The sequence below is a fragment of the Raoultella sp. genome (assembly GCF_039594335.1).
In the GTDB taxonomy this organism is placed as follows: domain Bacteria; phylum Pseudomonadota; class Gammaproteobacteria; order Enterobacterales; family Enterobacteriaceae; genus Klebsiella.
Genome location: NZ_JBCNNS010000093.1, coordinates 1 through 16,502, shown reverse-complemented (window position 1 = coordinate 16,502; position 16,502 = coordinate 1). Strand labels below are relative to the sequence as shown.

At 54.0% G+C, this 16,502-nt stretch carries 15 protein-coding genes and 1 pseudogene; 11 read left to right on the top strand and 5 right to left on the bottom strand.

Going from position 1 to position 16,502, the window contains the following annotated elements; genetic code table 11:
* The 4 genes and pseudogenes from ACZAHD_RS15970 to paeA all read left to right on the top strand — a co-directional run.
* Positions 1–434 (top strand): annotated as a pseudogene (locus ACZAHD_RS15970) (Gfo/Idh/MocA family protein); the annotation flags it as partial.
* A gap of 11 nt (positions 435–445) precedes the next feature.
* Entirely contained in the window at positions 446–1,468 is a 1,023-nt protein-coding gene (locus tag ACZAHD_RS15965) for a Gfo/Idh/MocA family protein (RefSeq protein WP_462457640.1), read from the top strand.
* A 179-nt stretch (positions 1,469–1,647) separates the two neighbouring features.
* Positions 1,648–3,192, top strand: coding sequence for an MFS transporter (locus ACZAHD_RS15960; protein WP_462457639.1), 1,545 nt, complete (start codon positions 1,648–1,650; stop codon positions 3,190–3,192).
* 146 nt (positions 3,193–3,338) lie between these two features.
* On the top strand, positions 3,339–4,682 hold the full coding sequence (gene paeA / locus ACZAHD_RS15955; protein ID WP_462457638.1) for a polyamine export protein PaeA: 1,344 nt from the start codon (positions 3,339–3,341) through the stop codon (positions 4,680–4,682).
* 75 nt (positions 4,683–4,757) lie between these two features.
* On the opposite strand, the gene ACZAHD_RS15950 is transcribed toward paeA, so the two are convergent.
* The gene (locus tag ACZAHD_RS15950) at positions 4,758–4,964 is read right to left on the bottom strand and encodes a DUF1107 domain-containing protein (protein ID WP_004857160.1); all 207 of its coding nucleotides are present in this window, start codon (positions 4,962–4,964) and stop codon (positions 4,758–4,760) included.
* 319 nt (positions 4,965–5,283) lie between these two features.
* On the opposite strand from ACZAHD_RS15950, the gene ACZAHD_RS15945 reads away from it, so the two are divergent.
* Entirely contained in the window at positions 5,284–5,841 is a 558-nt protein-coding gene (locus ACZAHD_RS15945) for a YtfJ family protein (RefSeq protein WP_462457637.1), read from the top strand.
* On the opposite strand, the gene cysQ is transcribed toward ACZAHD_RS15945, so the two are convergent.
* On the bottom strand, positions 5,831–6,574 hold the full coding sequence (gene cysQ, locus ACZAHD_RS15940) for a 3'(2'),5'-bisphosphate nucleotidase CysQ (protein ID WP_462457636.1): 744 nt from the start codon (positions 6,572–6,574) through the stop codon (positions 5,831–5,833). The genes ACZAHD_RS15945 and cysQ overlap by 11 nt on opposite strands.
* 189 nt (positions 6,575–6,763) lie before the next feature.
* Between cysQ and ACZAHD_RS15935 the strand changes: the two genes are divergently transcribed.
* A complete protein-coding gene (locus tag ACZAHD_RS15935) occupies positions 6,764–8,707 on the top strand; it encodes a bifunctional 2',3'-cyclic-nucleotide 2'-phosphodiesterase/3'-nucleotidase (protein ID WP_462457635.1) in 1,944 nt (647 codons plus the stop codon).
* Between the two features lie 106 nt (positions 8,708–8,813).
* Here ACZAHD_RS15935 and ACZAHD_RS15930 read toward each other — a convergent pair whose 3' ends face one another.
* Positions 8,814–9,194, bottom strand: coding sequence for a winged helix-turn-helix transcriptional regulator (locus ACZAHD_RS15930; protein WP_462457641.1), 381 nt, complete (start codon positions 9,192–9,194; stop codon positions 8,814–8,816).
* Positions 9,195–9,284: 90 nt separating this feature from the next.
* Here ACZAHD_RS15930 and ACZAHD_RS15925 point away from each other — a divergent pair, with 90 nt between their 5' ends.
* The 4 genes from ACZAHD_RS15925 to ytfE all read left to right on the top strand — a co-directional run bounded on the left by ACZAHD_RS15925 (position 9,285) and on the right by ytfE (position 12,833).
* Positions 9,285–10,133, top strand: a complete 849-nt coding sequence (locus ACZAHD_RS15925; RefSeq protein ID WP_462457634.1) for an SDR family oxidoreductase — start codon at positions 9,285–9,287, stop codon at positions 10,131–10,133.
* Positions 10,134–10,213: 80 nt separating this feature from the next.
* Complete coding sequence (locus ACZAHD_RS15920) at positions 10,214–11,038, top strand: AraC family transcriptional regulator (protein ID WP_462457633.1); 825 nt, start codon at positions 10,214–10,216, stop codon at positions 11,036–11,038.
* Positions 11,039–11,113: 75 nt separating this feature from the next.
* Entirely contained in the window at positions 11,114–12,088 is a 975-nt protein-coding gene (locus tag ACZAHD_RS15915) for a DMT family transporter (protein WP_462457632.1), read from the top strand.
* 82 nt (positions 12,089–12,170) lie between these two features.
* Positions 12,171–12,833 carry an iron-sulfur cluster repair protein YtfE gene (ytfE, locus tag ACZAHD_RS15910; protein ID WP_462457631.1) on the top strand — a complete coding sequence of 221 codons (663 nt, stop codon included), beginning with the start codon at positions 12,171–12,173 and terminating at the stop codon, positions 12,831–12,833.
* Between the two features lie 113 nt (positions 12,834–12,946).
* Here ytfE and cycA read toward each other — a convergent pair whose 3' ends face one another.
* Positions 12,947–14,350 (bottom strand): D-serine/D-alanine/glycine transporter, encoded by a 1,404-nt coding sequence (gene cycA, locus ACZAHD_RS15905; protein ID WP_462457630.1) that lies wholly within the window; start codon positions 14,348–14,350, stop codon positions 12,947–12,949.
* Between the two features lie 305 nt (positions 14,351–14,655).
* Positions 14,656–15,276 carry an FKBP-type peptidyl-prolyl cis-trans isomerase gene (gene fklB, locus ACZAHD_RS15900; RefSeq protein WP_462457629.1) on the bottom strand — a complete coding sequence of 207 codons (621 nt, stop codon included), beginning with the start codon at positions 15,274–15,276 and terminating at the stop codon, positions 14,656–14,658.
* Positions 15,277–15,630: 354 nt separating this feature from the next.
* Here fklB and ACZAHD_RS15895 point away from each other — a divergent pair, with 354 nt between their 5' ends.
* Complete coding sequence (locus ACZAHD_RS15895; RefSeq protein WP_462457628.1) at positions 15,631–16,293, top strand: LysM-like peptidoglycan-binding domain-containing protein; 663 nt, start codon at positions 15,631–15,633, stop codon at positions 16,291–16,293.
* The last annotated feature ends 209 nt before the right edge of the window (positions 16,294–16,502 follow it).

Sequence of the window (16,502 nt, the reverse complement as noted above, 5' to 3'; positions counted from 1 at the left end):
GCAACAGCGAGGCGCGGATTGTCGCCAGTCAGGTACGTAACGTAAACCACCCGCAATATCCGCAGTTTGAGGATTTTGGTGATGCAATGCTTGCCGGCAACAATGGCGCGACGGGCTACTTCCGCTGCGACTGGTTTACGCCGGAGGGACTCAGCTCGTGGGGAGATGGTCGTCTGACGCTACTCGGCACCGAGGGTTACATCGAAATCCGTAAGTATGTCGATATTACCCAAGGTGAACAGGATGTGGTGTATCTGGTCAATAAAGAGGGGGAATTCCGCTATCCCGTGGCAGGACAAGTGGGCTTTCCGTTTTTTGGTGAGTTGATTCTCGACTGTATCCACCGGACGGAAAACGCGATGACCCAGGCACACGCCTTTAAAGCCGCAGAGCTGTGCGTCAAAGCGCAAATGCTGGCGAATGCCAGCGCGTAACGGGAGGCGCCATGAGAAACCTGAACGCAGCCATTATTGGCTGTGGCGCTATCCATACCACACACGTTGAAGCACTAAGGCAGGTGCCCAACGCGTCATTGCGCGCCATTGTGGAGATTGACATCAGCCGGGGGCGGCAGCTCGCCGCCCGGTATGGCTGCCATTTCTACCATGACTACCGTGAGATGCTGCAAGATAAGACAATTGATGTGGTGCATATCTGCACACCCCACTACCTGCATAAATCAATGATTCTTGCCGCACTGGCGGCAGGTAAACAGGTTTTTTGTGAAAAGCCTGTGGCGATGAATGCGCTGGATGTGACTGAAATTGAGGCAGCGGCGAACCATTCATCGGGGATGCTGGGGATTTGCTACCAGAACCGGCTAAATCCTACCAGCCTTGCCATCGCACAACAGTTGCAAGAAGAGAAGCTCGGCAGGATTCACAGTATCAAGGCCATGTTGACCTGGTCGCGGACGGATAGCTACTACACCGATAGTCCGTGGCGTGGGCGACACGCCACGGAGGGGGGGTGTCTGCTGATTAATCAGGCTATTCACACCCTTGATTTGATGCAATGGTTTGGTCAGGGCGTGGTACGGGTGAAGGGAGTGGTCGACAGCAGCTGGCTCAGCGATGCCATCGAAGGCGAAGATAGCGCTATGGCAACGTTCGCTTTTCGCAACAGTGCTCGCGGACTGTTTTACGCCAGCAATTGCTACACGACTAACTCTCCACTACAGCTGGAAATCCATGGCGAACAGGGAGTCCTGCAGCTTGAGGAGAACGAACTATGGCTCGTCAGAGAGGGAACACGCCGCCAGCTGGCAAGCGATAACGCCCCGGACGGTTCCGGGAAAGGCTACTGGGGAGTGGGTCATCAGCAAGCCATTCGTCAGTTTTATGCCGCCATTGATAATCCTGACGCGGGTGAATGGTGTGGGATTAGCGAGGCAGCAAAATCATTGCAGATAGTCGATGCTATTTATCGCTCGTCACAACTGCGTCGTTGGATTAACCTGGGAGATTAAGCTCTCTCCCCTGACAAGAATAAAAATGTGCAGAGTCTATATATCGAATCATTCAAGCTGCATCAGGGTGATAAAGGAGTCAATACCCATGAGCTGACATCAGTCAGTGACTGACGTCAGCGAATACAGGCTGGAAGATAAAATATATACCTGCCCCCGTACCCGACAGGAATAATAATATGGTCAAACCTACTGAACGAAAAGTAGGTTACGGCGTGGCTATTGGCTATGGCGTAACTGATTTATTTGGTGGCGGTGCCTTTGTCGTTATTGGCACCTGGCTGTTATTTTTTTACACTACCTATTGTGGGCTATCGGTACTGGAAGCTGGTTCAATATTTGCTATTGCCCGCATTATCGATGCAATATTGAGCCCGATAATGGGATACATTACCGATAATTTCGGTAATACCTGGTTGGGCAGAAAATTTGGCCGACGCCGCTTCTTTTTATTAATCAGCGCACCATTAATGTTTCTCTACACCCTGGTGTGGGTCACCGATATGGGTTACTGGTACTATCTGGGTACCTATCTGTCTATTGAATTGCTCTCCGCGATGGTGCTTGTTCCCTGGGAAACGCTAGCTGCAGAAATGACCAATCGCTTCAGCGAACGTACTCGCCTGGCCGGTGTGCGAATGATGTGCTCATCGCTGGGCGGATTTTTAGCCGTTGCGGTACCCGGGATTATTATGCAATTTACCGGGAAAGATAACGCGTATACTTATACGCTGACCGGGATTGTCTTCTCTATCATTTATTGCATTGCCGTATTCACCACCTGGGCAACCACCTGGGAAGCGAAAGACGTACGGGAAGAATATGAATTCGCGCCACAAACAAAGAGAAGCAAAGGACTGCTGAACCATTTAAAATATCTTATCATTGATATTCTCTCGTCATTTAAAATTCGAATATTCCGCCAACACATTCTCATTTACATTTGTTCATTTACCGCAATGGATATTTTTGGTTCAGTATTTACCTATTATGTGGTGTACGGTTTAAAACAGGATACCGCTGCGGTTTCCGGATTATTAAGCATCGCTGCATTTGTTTCTATTCCCGGCACTTTTGGCTTTATGATGCTGATGAATAAACTTAACATGACACCTTCCAGTGCCCTGCGCCTCTCTTACAGCTGCATCTTCCTCGTACTGGGTTTCTTATTTACAGCCTATCTGGGCAACCTGCAGGTTCCCACCCTGCTGTTCTCGGCGGTATTCGTGCTGTTCGGGCTAGCTAAAGCAGGGTTGTATTATATTCCGTGGAACATCTATAGTTTTATTCCCGATGTGGATGAACTGGTGACCCGCCAGCGTCGGGAAGGGATTTTCGCCGGTGTGATGGTGCTGACGCGTAAAAGCACCGTAGCGCTGGCCATCATGTTGATTGGCCTGGTGCTGGAAGAAAGTGGATTTGTTAAAGGCAGCGGCTCGCAGCCGCTAAGCGCCCTACAGGCTATCATCGGTCTGATGGTGTTTGCGACTACGGCACTGCTTGCCATCAGCTTTTATATTACATTCCAGTTTAAGCTGACGCAGAAGACCCACAAGATACTGATTAAAGAAGTGGCTCGCCGTAAACTCGGCGGTAACGTTGCCGATTGCGATGAGGAAACCCGGGCAGTGATCAAATCCCTTACCGGTTATAAATATGATGAAGTCTGGGATGCGACGCCAGCTTCACGCGCTAAATCCCGTTCAGCGGTCGCTGAAAATTAACCCTCTGGCGGCTTTACAGTACCTTACGCTATACTAGTCTCTGAAATTTCCGGCCCACCTCCTTCGGGCCGGTTTTCAATATGGTTTACCACATTAGCGTTATCAACTTCCCTTCCGAGGATCTGGCCTCAACGGCTGGATAAACTATGTTAAATAGTATTTTAGTTATTCTTTGTCTGATCGCTGTCAGTGCGTTTTTTTCGATATCGGAGATCTCGCTGGCAGCTTCACGTAAGATCAAACTCAAACTGCTGGCCGATGACGGCAACGTGAACGCCCAACGCGTTCTCAAAATGCAGGAAAACCCAGGCACTTTCTTTACCGTCGTGCAGATCGGCCTCAACGCCGTCGCTATTCTTGGTGGTATCGTCGGTGACGCAGCATTCTCGCCGGCGTTTCACAGTCTGCTGAGCCAGTACATGTCTGCTGAGCTTTCAGAGCAATTGAGCTTTATCATCTCCTTTACCCTGGTCACCAGCCTGTTCATTCTGTTCGCTGATCTGACCCCGAAACGCATCGGTATGATTGCGCCAGAAGCCGTTGCTTTGCGTATCATCAACCCGATGCGCTTCTGCCTGCTGATTTTCCGCCCGCTGGTATGGCTGTTCAACGGCACAGCTAACAACATCTTCCGCCTGTTCAAAATACCGATGGTGCGTAAGGACGATATTACTTCCGACGACATTTACGCCGTGGTAGAAGCCGGCGCGCTGGCCGGGGTGCTGCGTAAGCAGGAACATGAGCTGATTGAGAACGTTTTCGAGCTGGAGTCACGTACCGTTCCGTCGTCCATGACCTCGCGTGAAAATATTATCTGGTTCGATCTGCACGAAGACGAGCAGAGCCTGAAGAACAAGGTGGCGGAACATCCACACTCCAAATTCCTGGTCTGTAACGAAGATATCGACCATATCATCGGCTACGTTGACTCTAAAGATCTGCTTAATCGCGTGCTGGCAAACCAAAGTCTGGTACTGACCGGCGGCGTGCAGATTCGCAATACGCTGATTGTTCCGGATACGCTGACGCTGTCGGAAGCCCTGGAAAGCTTTAAAACCGCCGGGGAAGACTTCGCGGTGATCATGAACGAATATGCGCTGGTGGTGGGGATTATCACCCTCAACGACGTCATGACCACGCTGATGGGCGATCTGGTCGGTCAGGGACTTGAAGAGCAGATTGTCGCTCGCGATGAGAACTCATGGCTGATTGATGGCGGTACACCGATTGACGACGTGATGCGCGTGCTGGATATCGACGAATTCCCGCAGTCCGGCAACTACGAGACTATCGGCGGCTTTATGATGTTTATGCTACGTAAGATCCCGAAGCGCACCGATGCGGTGAAATTCTCCGGCTATAAATTTGAGGTGGTGGATATCGACAACTACCGGATCGACCAACTGCTGGTCACCCGCATCGACAACAAACCGACTGTGCTGGTGCCTAAGCAGACGGATGCTGCTAAAGATGAGCAAAGCGTAGCATAGCACTTGTGGTCTTAAACACTAACGGCTCCCATCAGGAGCCGTTTTTTTTACCGCATAGCTATATCGTTATTCAGGTTAAGCCATCTCTGTTTGCAGACGCAGAACCTGACGATTGACTTCAGACATCACAGACAAATGCTGCTTGTCTTTAACCTTCGGGATAAGGATTTTGCCCTTATCAAACTCAAAAGCGCCAACATCCTTGATGTATAACCGTCCACGGAACAGGATCTTCACGTACTTCGCTACTTGCAGCGGATTGTAGCGTTGGAAAATTTTCATTGTTGTCTCCTGCCAGGGTTACGCTCTTGTGGTGCCACACTTGGCCCACGATTCGGGAGCGCAAATTTTAATGCCCTGAAACTATAGTCCAGAACTTCTGTAATACCCAGCATGCATAAGTTTATTTACCTTTTGATGACAATTAATAAGAACTTTCTTTTCAAACATAAGTAGAAATTAGTATAAGTCGCCGATTTCCTTCGAATATGTGCGTTAACACGCAAACTGGCACCCTGATTGCGTGTAATGCCGGGAAATCGCATTTATGCTTAAACGAGACCAAGTGGTCGGATCACCTGCATAAAAATAAGGACCCATCATGACCCTACGTAAGCTACTGGCGGTTTCCTGTCTCCTGTTCCCGTTGATGGCCTCAGCGCATAATTTTGTCGATGGCCAACGCGTCGCGCCGGTTGGCATTGCCGACCGGGGAGAATTAATTCTGGATAATGATAAGTTTAGCTATAAAAACTGGAATAGCTCGCAGCTGGCAGGAAAAGTTCGCGTGGTACAGCACATCGCCGGACGCACGTCGGCAAAAGAGAAAAATGCCACCCTGATAGAGGCGATTAAGGCCGCTAAATTCCCGCACGACCGTTACCAGACCACCACCATCGTGAATACCGATGACGCCATTCCAGGCTCCGGCGTGTTCGTCCGTAGCAGCATTGAGAGCAACAAACAGCTCTATCCCTGGTCGCAGTTTATTGTCGACAGCAACGGTCTGGCCCGTAAAGCCTGGCAACTGCAAGAGGAGAGTTCAGCGATTGCGGTGCTGGATAAAGACGGTCGCGTTCAGTGGGCCAAAGATGGCGCGCTCACGCAGGATGAAGTGCAGCAGGTGGTCGCCCTGCTGCACAAACTGCTCAGTAAATAGAAACCCGGAAGCCGGGGTTAAGGAAAGATTCACGCGGGGTATAGTCCAGAGTGCGCCCCTGCCAGTCGTGAACATGCGCCCCGGCAGCCACCGCGACGGCATGACCGGCGGCGGTATCCCAGGTACTGGTCGGCCCAAAGCGCGGATAAAGCTGGGCCTGACCTTCCGCCACCAGGCAGAATTTCAGCGACGAACCGATCGACGTGGTCTGATGTTCGCCAATATGTTCCAGGTACTCCTGCAGCTCCGGATCGTTGCCGTGAGAGCGACTGATGACGACCAGCGGTGGCCGGGCATCCCGTACCTGAATCTGCTTACGCATGCCGCATTCGTCTTTCCACGCCTTTCCGCCTTCCGCGCTGTACAGTACCTTTAAAACCGGCGCGTAAACCACGCCAAGTACCGGTTTCCCTTTTTCAATCAAGGCAATATTGACGGTAAACTCACCATTACGTTTAATAAATTCTTTGGTGCCGTCCAGCGGATCCACCAGCCAATAGCGCTGCCAGTGCTGCCGCACCTCCCATCCGGGAGGATCTTCTTCAGAGAGCACCGGGATATCGGGTGTCAGCGCCAGCAGGCCGCGTATAATCACCTTGTGCGCGGCGAGATCCGCCGCAGTGACCGGAGAATCATCCTTCTTGCTGGCCACGTCCATCGGCTGCTTTCCATCATAGACCTCCATGATGGCATCACCTGCAATCCGTGCAAGTTGACATACTTGTTCTAACATTCTCCACCTCATCTGGTTACAGTGGCGTTAACTCGTTGTTTTAGTTATATCGCATCGGTGCGAATTCCGCTATCTGTGATAACAATGGCGGTTTCATAAGCCAGTTTTCGGCATGATTCACATTTCTGTAAGCAACAGGATGTACATACATTTTCTTCTGTGTCATTGCTCATAAAAAGGACGCCTCTGATGATTAAGTTTAGCGCAACGTTACTGGCTACGCTGGTTGCCGCCAGCGTGAACGCCGCGACGGTCGATTTGCGGATTATGGAAACCACCGATTTGCACAGCAATATGATGGATTTCGACTACTACAAAGACGCTGCAACGGAAAAATTTGGCCTCGTGCGTACCGCTACGCTGATTGAAAAAGCCCGGCAGGAAGTCAAAAACAGCGTGCTGGTCGATAACGGCGATGTTATCCAAGGAAGTCCGCTGGGTGACTATGTGGCCGCCAAAGGGCTCAACAGCGGCGATGTGCACCCGGTATATAAGGCAATGAATACGCTGGATTACGCGGTAGGTAACCTCGGCAATCACGAGTTCAACTACGGCCTTGATTTCCTGCACAAGGCGCTCGCCGGGGCGAAATTTCCTTACGTAAACGCCAATATTATCGATACCAAAACCGGTAAACCGATGTTTACGCCGTACCTGATTAAAGAGACGACGGTGCAGGCTCGCGACGGTAAAACACAGACGCTGCGTATCGGCTATATCGGTTTTGTGCCGCCGCAAATCATGACCTGGGATAAAGCCAATCTCAACGGCAAAGTGAGCGTCAACGATATCACCGCAACCGCGCGTCACTATGTGCCGGAAATGCGAGAAAAAGGCGCAGATGTGGTGGTGGTGGTCGCACATTCGGGACTCTCTGCCGATCCTTACCACGCGATGGCAGAAAATTCGGTGTACTACCTCAGCCAGGTACCCGGCGTGGATGCCATCATGTTTGGCCACGCGCATGCGGTATTCCCGGGGAAAGATTTTGCCAGTATTAAAGGCGCTGATATTGCGAAAGGCACCCTTAACGGCATTCCGGCCGTGATGCCCGGCATGTGGGGCGATCATCTCGGCGTCGTCGATCTGGTGCTGAATAACGATACCGGCAAATGGCAGGTCAGCCAGGCAAAAGCGGAAGCTCGCCCGATCTATGACGCGGTCGCTAAGAAATCGCTGGCGGCGGAAGACACGAAGATGGTGGCGGTGCTAAAAACCGATCATGATGCCACCCGTGAATTCGTCAACAAGCCGATTGGCAAATCCTCAGACAACATGTATAGCTACCTGGCGCTGGTACAGGATGACCCGACCGTGCAGGTGGTGAATATGGCGCAGAAGTCCTACGTTGAGCACTACATTCAGGGCGATCCTGACCTGGCTAAACTGCCGGTGCTCTCCGCCGCCGCGCCGTTTAAAGTCGGCGGCCGCAAAAACGACCCGGCCAGCTTCGTCGAGGTGGAGAAAGGCCAGCTCACCTTCCGCAACGCCGCCGACCTCTATCTCTACCCGAACACCCTGGTGGTGATGAAGGTCAGTGGTAAAGAGGTGAAAGAGTGGCTGGAGTGTTCCGCCGGGCAGTTTAACCAGATTGACCCCGCCAGCAGCAAACCGCAGTCGTTAATTAACTGGGACGGTTTTCGCACCTACAACTTTGATGTGATTGACGGTGTAAACTACCAGATTGACGTCACCCAGCCAGCGCGTTACGACGGCGAGTGTCAGATGATTCACCCGCAGGCAGAACGGATTAAGGATCTGACCTTTAACGGCAAACCTGTTGACCCCAAAGCCACCTTCCTCGTCGCCACCAATAACTACCGCGCCTACGGCGGTAAATTTGCCGGAACCGGCGATAGCCACATTGCTTTCGCCTCCCCCGACGAGAACCGTGCAGTGCTGGCGGCATGGATCGGCGCGGAGTCGAAAAAAGCGGGCGCTATCCACCCGTCCGCCGACAACAACTGGCGTCTGGCCCCTGTCCATAGCAAGGTGCCGCTGGATATCCGCTTTGAGACCTCTCCGGGTGAAAAAGCGGCGGCATTTATTAAAGAGAAAGCGCAGTATCCGATGCATCAAGTGGCCACCGATGATATCGGCTTCGCGATTTACCAGTTGGATTTAGGTCAATAACGATTGCATTCCCCGCTCACGCTACGCTTAGCGGGGCGCAAAGCAGGCGTTCCACGCGCGGCGACAGGCCGGATCAGATACTGTCGCCGCGATCCGGCTTCTCCCGTCAGGCGACGGCCTGATCGTGGTTCGCCAGAACCGCGGGCAGATTCAGCTCAATCCAGTCCGCCAGCGCCGCCACTTTCGCGCTAACCTGCTCGCCAAGTGGCGTCAGACTATACTCTACATGCGGCGGGACGACCGGTCGCGAGACCCGGTTGATAAAGCCATCCTGCTCCAGCGCCTGCAGCGACTGAGCCAGCATCTTTTCGCTGACGCCGCCCATTTTACGGCGTAGCTCACTAAAGCGATGGGTTCCCCCGCGCAGCGCCACCAGGATTAATACCCCCCAGCGACTGGTTACGTGCTTCAGTACATCGCGTGACGGGCACTGCTCGGCAAACAGATTACCGTCGCGCATTTTTTCGCTCAGCGTCGGATTCACCATTTTCACACTTACCTTTTTGTATGTACTTACTAAAAGTTAGTAAAGGTGTTAGCTTACCATAAATGTCACACAACACGAAGGAGAAGACTAATGATCGCTATTACCGGCGCGACCGGCCAGCTTGGCCACCTCGTCCTACAAAATTTGTTAAAAACCACAGCCGCCAGCCAGATTGTGGCCATTGTGCGTAACCTGGCAAAAGCCGAAGCGCTGAGCCAGCAAGGCATTATAGTCCGCCAGGCCGATTATACCGACGAAGCAGCATTGACCGCCGCGCTGCAGGGCGTGGATAAGCTGCTGCTGATCTCCTCCAGCGAAGTGGGCCAGCGTACGCCGCAGCACCGCAACGTTATCAACGCCGCCAAAGCCGCCGGGGTTAAATTTATCGCCTATACCAGCCTGCTTCATGCCGATACATCCCCCCTTGGCCTGCACGTTGAACATGTTGAAACCGAGAAAATGCTCGCCGATTCCGGTATCTCCTATGCTCTGCTGCGCAACGGCTGGTACACCGAGAACTATCTCGCCAGCGCGCCGCCAGCGCTTGAGCATGGCGTGTTTATCGGCGCTGCCGGTGATGGCAAAATCGCCTCGGCGACCCGCGCCGATTACGCCCAGGCCGCCGCACGCGTTATCGCTGAAGAGGGCCATGCCGGAAAAGTGTATGAACTGGCCGGCGATGAAGCCTGGACCCTGAGCGAACTGGCCGCCGCGCTGAGCAAGCAGAGCGGTAAAAACGTGGTGTATCAGAACCTGAGCGAAGCCGACTTCGCCGCTGCGCTGAAGAGCGTTGGCCTGCCGGCGGGGCTGGCGGACATGCTCGCCGACTCCGATGTCGGCGCCGCCAAAGGCGGCCTGTTTGACGACAGCCGTACCCTGAGCACGTTGATTGGCCGCCCGACGACACCGCTGGCTGAGAGCATCAAAGGCATTCTGTAACGGTTACAAAAAGGTTAATTATTGTAGCTTCCCGACGGGTCATCCCCAATAATAAAAGGATATCCGTCGGGAGAAACGCAATGCAGGGCGTACCGGAACAGTTCAACGATGAGAGAGACAGCGCGCGCTTTCGCCATCCGGCGCAGTTGCCCGGCGTTGAGCTGTACCATGCCCATATTTCCCGCTACGCCTTCGAACCCCATACCCATGAAGCTTTCGGTATCGGTGCGATAGAGCTCGGCGCCGAGCGTTTTCGCTATCGCGGCAGCCAGTACGTCGCTCCGGTCAACTCCATCGTTACCATGAACCCTGACGAACTGCACACCGGAGAAGCCGCCACCGCCGACGGTTGGCGCTATCGCATGGTCTATCTGGAACCACAGATGCTGGAAGAGGTCACCGGCGTGCGCCACTGGTGGTTCAGTGAGGTGGTTCGTCAGGATCCGCAGCGCTCACGGCGGCTCTGTCAGCTTATTTATGGCTTATGGCATACCGACGATCCCCTGGCGCAGCAGGGTCTGTTGCTCGACGTGATCGATACCTTCCGCCCGCTGGCCCATCACACTCCGGTTATCGCAGAAGCCGCCCACCGTTTCGAGCGCGTACGCGACTATCTGCATGACAACTATATGCACGCCATTTCCCTTGATGAGCTGGCGCAGGTTGCCGCCCTGAGCCCGTATCACTTTCAGCGCCAGTTTAAGGCACATTTCCACGTCACGCCCCATCAGATGCTGATGGCCATTCGCCTGTGGCGCGCCAAAGCCTTCCTCACCCACGGAATGCTCGCCGCTGAGGTTGCCGCCGCCACTGGTCTGACCGATCAGTCACACCTGACCCGCGCCTTTACCCACCGCTACGGCATCACCCCCGTGCGCTATCAAAAGCAGGTCGCCCGGCGCTAATGCGCAATCTCATACAATATTCCCGACCGGGCCTCTTCTACACTTTGACCAACTCAAACCGGTACGGATGGCGTGATGATTAGTGGTGTGTTGTATGCCCTGCTGGCGGGGATGATGTGGGGGCTCATATTCGTCGGACCGGTGCTGGTACCGGAATACCCGGCGGTCCTGCAATCGATGGGACGCTATCTGGCGCTGGGGCTGATTGCCCTGCCGCTGGCCTGGCTCGGTCGCGCGCGGCTGCGACAGCTTTCCGGGCGAGACTGGTGGACAGCGCTGGTGCTGACCATGATGGGAAACCTGATCTATTACGTTTGTCTCGCCAGCGCCATTCAGCGTACCGGCGCACCGGTATCGACGATGATTATCGGCACGCTTCCGGTAGTGCTGCCGGTGATGGCTAACCTGCTCTACAGCCAGCGCGATGGTAAGCTACCGTGGCGACGTCTCTTTCCGGCACTCTCCTGTATTGCCGTCGGCCTCGTGTGCGTCAATATTGCCGAACTGCGCCAGGGATTGCCCAATTTCAGTCTCTGGCGCTACGGTTGCGGTATTGGTCTGGCGCTGGTGTCGGTAGCCTGCTGGGCCTGGTACGCGTTGCGCAATGCCCGCTGGTTGCGGCAAAACCCGGATAAGCATCCGATGATGTGGGCGACGGCGCAGGCGCTGGTGACGCTACCGGTCTCGCTGGCCGGCTATCTGATTGCCTGCGGATGGCTGCATGCTCAGCAGGTCGACTTCGCGCTGCCTTTTGGCCCACGTCCCTTGCTCTTCGTGACGCTGATGCTGGCGATTGCCATCCTCTGCTCCTGGGTCGGTGCATTGTGCTGGAATATCGCCAGCCAGAAGCTGCCGACGGTCATTCTCGGGCCACTCATCGTCTTCGAAACGCTGGCTGGCCTGCTGTATACCTTCCTGTTGCGACATAGCATGCCGCCGCTGCTGACGCTCAGCGGTATCCTGTTGCTGGTTCTTGGTGTGGTCTACGCCGTCTGTTCCCGGCCACAAAAGCCGGTGGTTGTGGAGCGGGTCTGCGAGAATAAAAAATAGCCTGGTATCCGAAAGGGGTATTTCCTTGCCACTAAGATGCATTTAATATGCATCTTATATTTTTAAAGACGAGGTATTCGCTATGGCTTTTCGTGACCAACCTTTAGGCGAGCTGGCGCTGACGATTCCGCGCGCCTCCGCGTTGTTCCGTAAATACGATATGGACTACTGCTGCGGCGGCAAACAAACTCTGGAGCGCGCCGCATCACGCAAGGAGCTGAACGTCGCGGTGATTGAAGCCGAGCTGGGCAGACTGGCGGAAGAGCCGGTTGAGAAAGAGTGGCGCGTCGCGCCGTACGCGGAAATCATCGACCATATCATCGTTCGCTATCACGACAGGCATCGCGAACAGCTGCCAGAGCTTATCCTGCAAGCCGCCAAAGTTGAGCGCGTGCATGCCGATAAACCTGACGTGCCGAACGGCTTAACCAAATACCTGACCATGCTGCACCAGGAGCTCTCCAGCCACATGATGAAAGAGGAGCAGATCCTGTTCCCGATGATCACACAGGGCATGGGGACTCAGGCCGCCGGCCCCATCAGCGTGATGGAAAGCGAACACGACGAAGCAGGTGAGCTGCTGGAAGTGATTAAGCATGTCACCAACAATGTCACCCCGCCGCCGCCGGCCTGCACCACGTGGAAAGCGATGTACAACGGCATTAACCAATTGATTGACGATCTGATGGAACACATCAACCTGGAGAATAACGTTCTGTTTCCGCGTGCCCTCGCCGGAAAATAAAAAAGGCGCCCGCAGGCGCCCTCGATATTGTCCGTCTTATTGGCCACCCCGGTGGCCTTTTTTATGACGGGCCGTTGCAAGCAACGTTAAAAATCGCTCTCCCGAAGATTTTTTTATTTCGCCAGACGCTTCTTACCGGCAAAGAACCAACCTGCCGCCAGTAGAACAAACCACAGCGGGGTGACGATCAGCGCTTCGCGCGTGTCGGCTTCCAGGGTCAACAGCACCAGCACGAAGACGAAGAACGCCATACAGACCCAGCACATCAGCTTACCGAGCGGCATCTTATATTTGGACTGCTCATGCAGATGCGGACGCTTTTTGCGGTAGACCAGGTACGAGCACAGGATAATGGTCCAGACGAACATAAACAGGATTGCAGATACCGTGGTAATCATGGTGAAGGCAGCTATCACGCTCGGATTCACCATCAGCATCACCACGCCACCCAGCAGGCACATACAGGAGAAGGTCAGCCCTTTCGCCGGTACCGCACGTTTCGACAGTTTGGCGAACATCGATGGCGCCTGGCCATCCTGCGCCAGTCCGAACAGCATACGGCTGGTTGAGAACACACCGCTGTTCGCCGAAGAGGCCGCCGATGTCAGCACCACAAAGTTAATCAGGCTGGCCGCAGCCGGCAGGCCCACTAGGACAAACAGTTCGACGAACGGGCTCTTAGCCGGCACCACGGAACTCCACGGCGTCACCGACATAATCACGATCAGCGCGAAGACGTAGAACATAATAATACGCAGTGGGATAGAGTTAATGGCACGCGGCAGGGATTTCTCCGGATCTTTGGTTTCCGCCGCAGTGGTCCCTACCAGCTCAATACCGACGAATGCGAAGACCGCTATCTGGAAGCCAGCAAAGAATCCACTGATCCCTTTCGGGAACCAGCCGCCGTCACTCCACAGATGGGTAAAAGAAGCTTCCACGCCGGTCGGCGATTTGAAATGCATCATAACCATCACCAGGCCGACAACAATCAGCGCCACAATAGCGACAATTTTGATCATCGCGAACCAGAACTCCATTTCACCGAACATTTTCACGGTGGCAAGGTTAAGGCTCAGTAGCAACAGGATAACCGCCAGCGAAGCGACCCAGTCGGAAAGTCCAGGGAACCAGAACTGGGCGTAGGCGGTGATTGCCACCACGTCGGCCATCCCGGTCACAACCCAGCAGAACCAGTAGGTCCAGCCGGTAAAATAGCCAGCCCACGGCCCCAGAAGGTCGCCGGCAAAATCACTGAACGATTTATATTCCAGATTCGACAGCAGTAATTCGCCCATCGCGCGCATCACGAAAAATAGCATAAAGCCGATAATCATATAAACGAAAATAATGGATGGCCCGGCGAGACTGATGGTTTTTCCGGAGCCCATAAACAGCCCGGTCCCGATAGCACCACCAATAGCAATAAGCTGAATATGTCGATTCGTGAGATTTCGCCGTAGCGATTGTTCAGTCGGAGCCTGCTCTTCGGCAGCGACTTTAACCTGATCTACCATGTGATTTTCTTCCTGTTGTACCTGTCTGTGTTGTTCAGGCTCTGATGGCCCGTCATTCGTTATTACCCCGAAAAAGGGTTTATCGATATTAGGTAAGAATCGGAGGGATGAATACTATGATTTAGAGATAATGTTAATTTTATGTTTAAAGTGAGTGTTATATCACCCCTGCAGCGCGAAACAGCTCACAAAAATACACCTAAAAATCCTGATTGCAACATAAAACTCCAGCATATTCCGAACTTAAGTATTTTGCGCTATTTTTAGTTGCTTCCCCTCCTCAAGGGAGAGGAAGCAACTGCTGATTAGATAATATCCAGCAGTTCAACTTCAAAGATCAAGGTGCTGAACGGAGGAATAGAAGCACCTGCGCCTCGCTCACCGTAGGCCAGGTTGTGCGGAATAGTCAGTTCCCATTTGGAACCTACCGGCATCAGAGTCAGCGCTTCAATCCAGCCGCCGATCACGCCAGTCACCGGGAACTCAGCCGGTTCCCCACGAGCCACGGAACTGTCAAATACGGTACCGTCGATCAGTTTACCGATGTAATGCACACGGACGCGGTCGGTACGCGCCGGGATCGCGCCTTCACCCTGGGTCAGAACGCGGAACTGCAGACCGGATTCGGTGCTGTTCACGCCTTCACGCTCGCGGTTTTCATCCAGGTATTTCTGGCCATCGGCCGCCATCTCCTGAAAACGCTCGCGACGTACCGCGTCAGCACGTTCGTGGATTTCACGTAGCGCACGGTGAACGGCCTCCACCGGCACCTGCGGCTGATTGCCTTCCAGCGCATCGGCAATGCCGGCAACCAGTGCTTCAGGCAGCAGCCCCTGCAGGCCGGATTCGCTCAGCTGTTGTCCAACCTGCAAGCCGATACCGTAACTTGCCTGCGCTTCAATAGTGTCAAAAGTCGGGGTTGCCATCTTCTTTCCTTATTTTTCGGGGGGAAAATTTCATACTCGACGAATTCCAGGCAGCAAGAAGGCGGCGTGCAGATGATTCAACGGCAGGACAGACCACAGTGTGGCCAGTGCAAGCAGGCGCAGCCAGCGCATCAGCAACTCGAAAGACGACGAGTGTAAAGTGGTGGGCAGCATATCAGCCATCGTCCGATGGGTAAAACTTTGTCGCGGAGATGATGACAAATCTGAGGGAAACAGAAACAATAGGAGATATCAGGTTAACCTCACGAAACATATCTTTGTCTCGGCCATCAGGAAGTTAGCCATCTATACTCTACGGAGCAGGATAAAAATATGCGGAGCAGGAGGAAAGCCATGCCCGGGCGCTTTGACATCACCCCTACCCTGGCGAAGATCTGGCACGCCCCGGATCATATTCGCATTATGGATCCGCTGCCGCCCATGCATCGCCGAGGCATCATTGCCGGCGCGTTGCTGGTGATTATCGGCATACTGCTTCCGTCAGAGGACAGTAGCGGTCCGGTACAAAGTGGCCGCACAGCCAATATCGACCTGCAATCGCAGTCCCAGCCACAACCTTCCCAACAGGCCATGCCGCTGCCGCCGATTACCACCACTCCGACGGTGAATGACGCCGATCAGATGGCGCCGGTGGCGCCAGAGCCGGTGCAGGACGAACCGGTGGATCAGGGACAGAGCCAGGCCTACGCACAGCCGCAGCAGCAGCAGCAGCATGCGGCACCGGAGATTGAGCAGCAGTGGCGTACCTACCGCATAGAAGCGGGTAAAACCCTGGCCCAGCTGTTCCGTGACCATAATCTGCCGCCAACCGACGTCTATGCGATGGCGCAGGTAGAAGGCCCGGGCAAACCGCTCAGCTCGCTGCAAACCGGGCAGACGGTGAAAATTCGCCAGAATGCTAATGGCGTCGTGACCGGCCTGACGATTGATACCGACAGCGGCCAGCAGGTGCTGTTCACCCGTCAGGCGAACGGCAGTTTTATTCGCGCGCGCTAATCGCCGTAAAAAATCCACTGGTCATGCCGGGTATCACGCCCGGCCTGTGCAGAGGCGTCCTCTGCCACATCCTTGATCCCGATTCATTTTATCCCACGTCGCGTCTGCACTCCTTCAGGCTATACCAACGCCTCCCAATCACAGGATTCGTCATTTACGGCCAGATATCGCAATATTGTCAGGAGAGAAAAACGGCAGGGGAATGCAGA

Excerpts from the sequence above, each read along its gene's own strand:
- ACZAHD_RS15965 (WP_462457640.1), top strand. The coding sequence starts at position 446 with ATGAGAAACCTGAACGCAGCCATTATTGGCTGTGGCGCTATCCATACC.
- ACZAHD_RS15960 (WP_462457639.1), top strand. The coding sequence starts at position 1,648 with ATGGTCAAACCTACTGAACGAAAAGTAGGTTACGGCGTGGCTATTGGC.
- paeA (WP_462457638.1), top strand. The coding sequence starts at position 3,339 with ATGTTAAATAGTATTTTAGTTATTCTTTGTCTGATCGCTGTCAGTGCG.
- ACZAHD_RS15950 (WP_004857160.1), bottom strand. The coding sequence starts at position 4,964 with ATGAAAATTTTCCAACGCTACAATCCGCTGCAAGTAGCGAAGTACGTG.
- ACZAHD_RS15945 (WP_462457637.1), top strand. The coding sequence starts at position 5,284 with ATGACCCTACGTAAGCTACTGGCGGTTTCCTGTCTCCTGTTCCCGTTG.
- cysQ (WP_462457636.1), bottom strand. The coding sequence starts at position 6,574 with ATGTTAGAACAAGTATGTCAACTTGCACGGATTGCAGGTGATGCCATC.
- ACZAHD_RS15935 (WP_462457635.1), top strand. The coding sequence starts at position 6,764 with ATGATTAAGTTTAGCGCAACGTTACTGGCTACGCTGGTTGCCGCCAGC.
- ACZAHD_RS15930 (WP_462457641.1), bottom strand. The coding sequence starts at position 9,194 with ATGGTGAATCCGACGCTGAGCGAAAAAATGCGCGACGGTAATCTGTTT.
- ACZAHD_RS15925 (WP_462457634.1), top strand. The coding sequence starts at position 9,285 with ATGATCGCTATTACCGGCGCGACCGGCCAGCTTGGCCACCTCGTCCTA.
- ACZAHD_RS15920 (WP_462457633.1), top strand. The coding sequence starts at position 10,214 with ATGCAGGGCGTACCGGAACAGTTCAACGATGAGAGAGACAGCGCGCGC.
- ACZAHD_RS15915 (WP_462457632.1), top strand. The coding sequence starts at position 11,114 with ATGATTAGTGGTGTGTTGTATGCCCTGCTGGCGGGGATGATGTGGGGG.
- ytfE (WP_462457631.1), top strand. The coding sequence starts at position 12,171 with ATGGCTTTTCGTGACCAACCTTTAGGCGAGCTGGCGCTGACGATTCCG.
- cycA (WP_462457630.1), bottom strand. The coding sequence starts at position 14,350 with ATGGTAGATCAGGTTAAAGTCGCTGCCGAAGAGCAGGCTCCGACTGAA.
- fklB (WP_462457629.1), bottom strand. The coding sequence starts at position 15,276 with ATGGCAACCCCGACTTTTGACACTATTGAAGCGCAGGCAAGTTACGGT.
- ACZAHD_RS15895 (WP_462457628.1), top strand. The coding sequence starts at position 15,631 with ATGCCCGGGCGCTTTGACATCACCCCTACCCTGGCGAAGATCTGGCAC.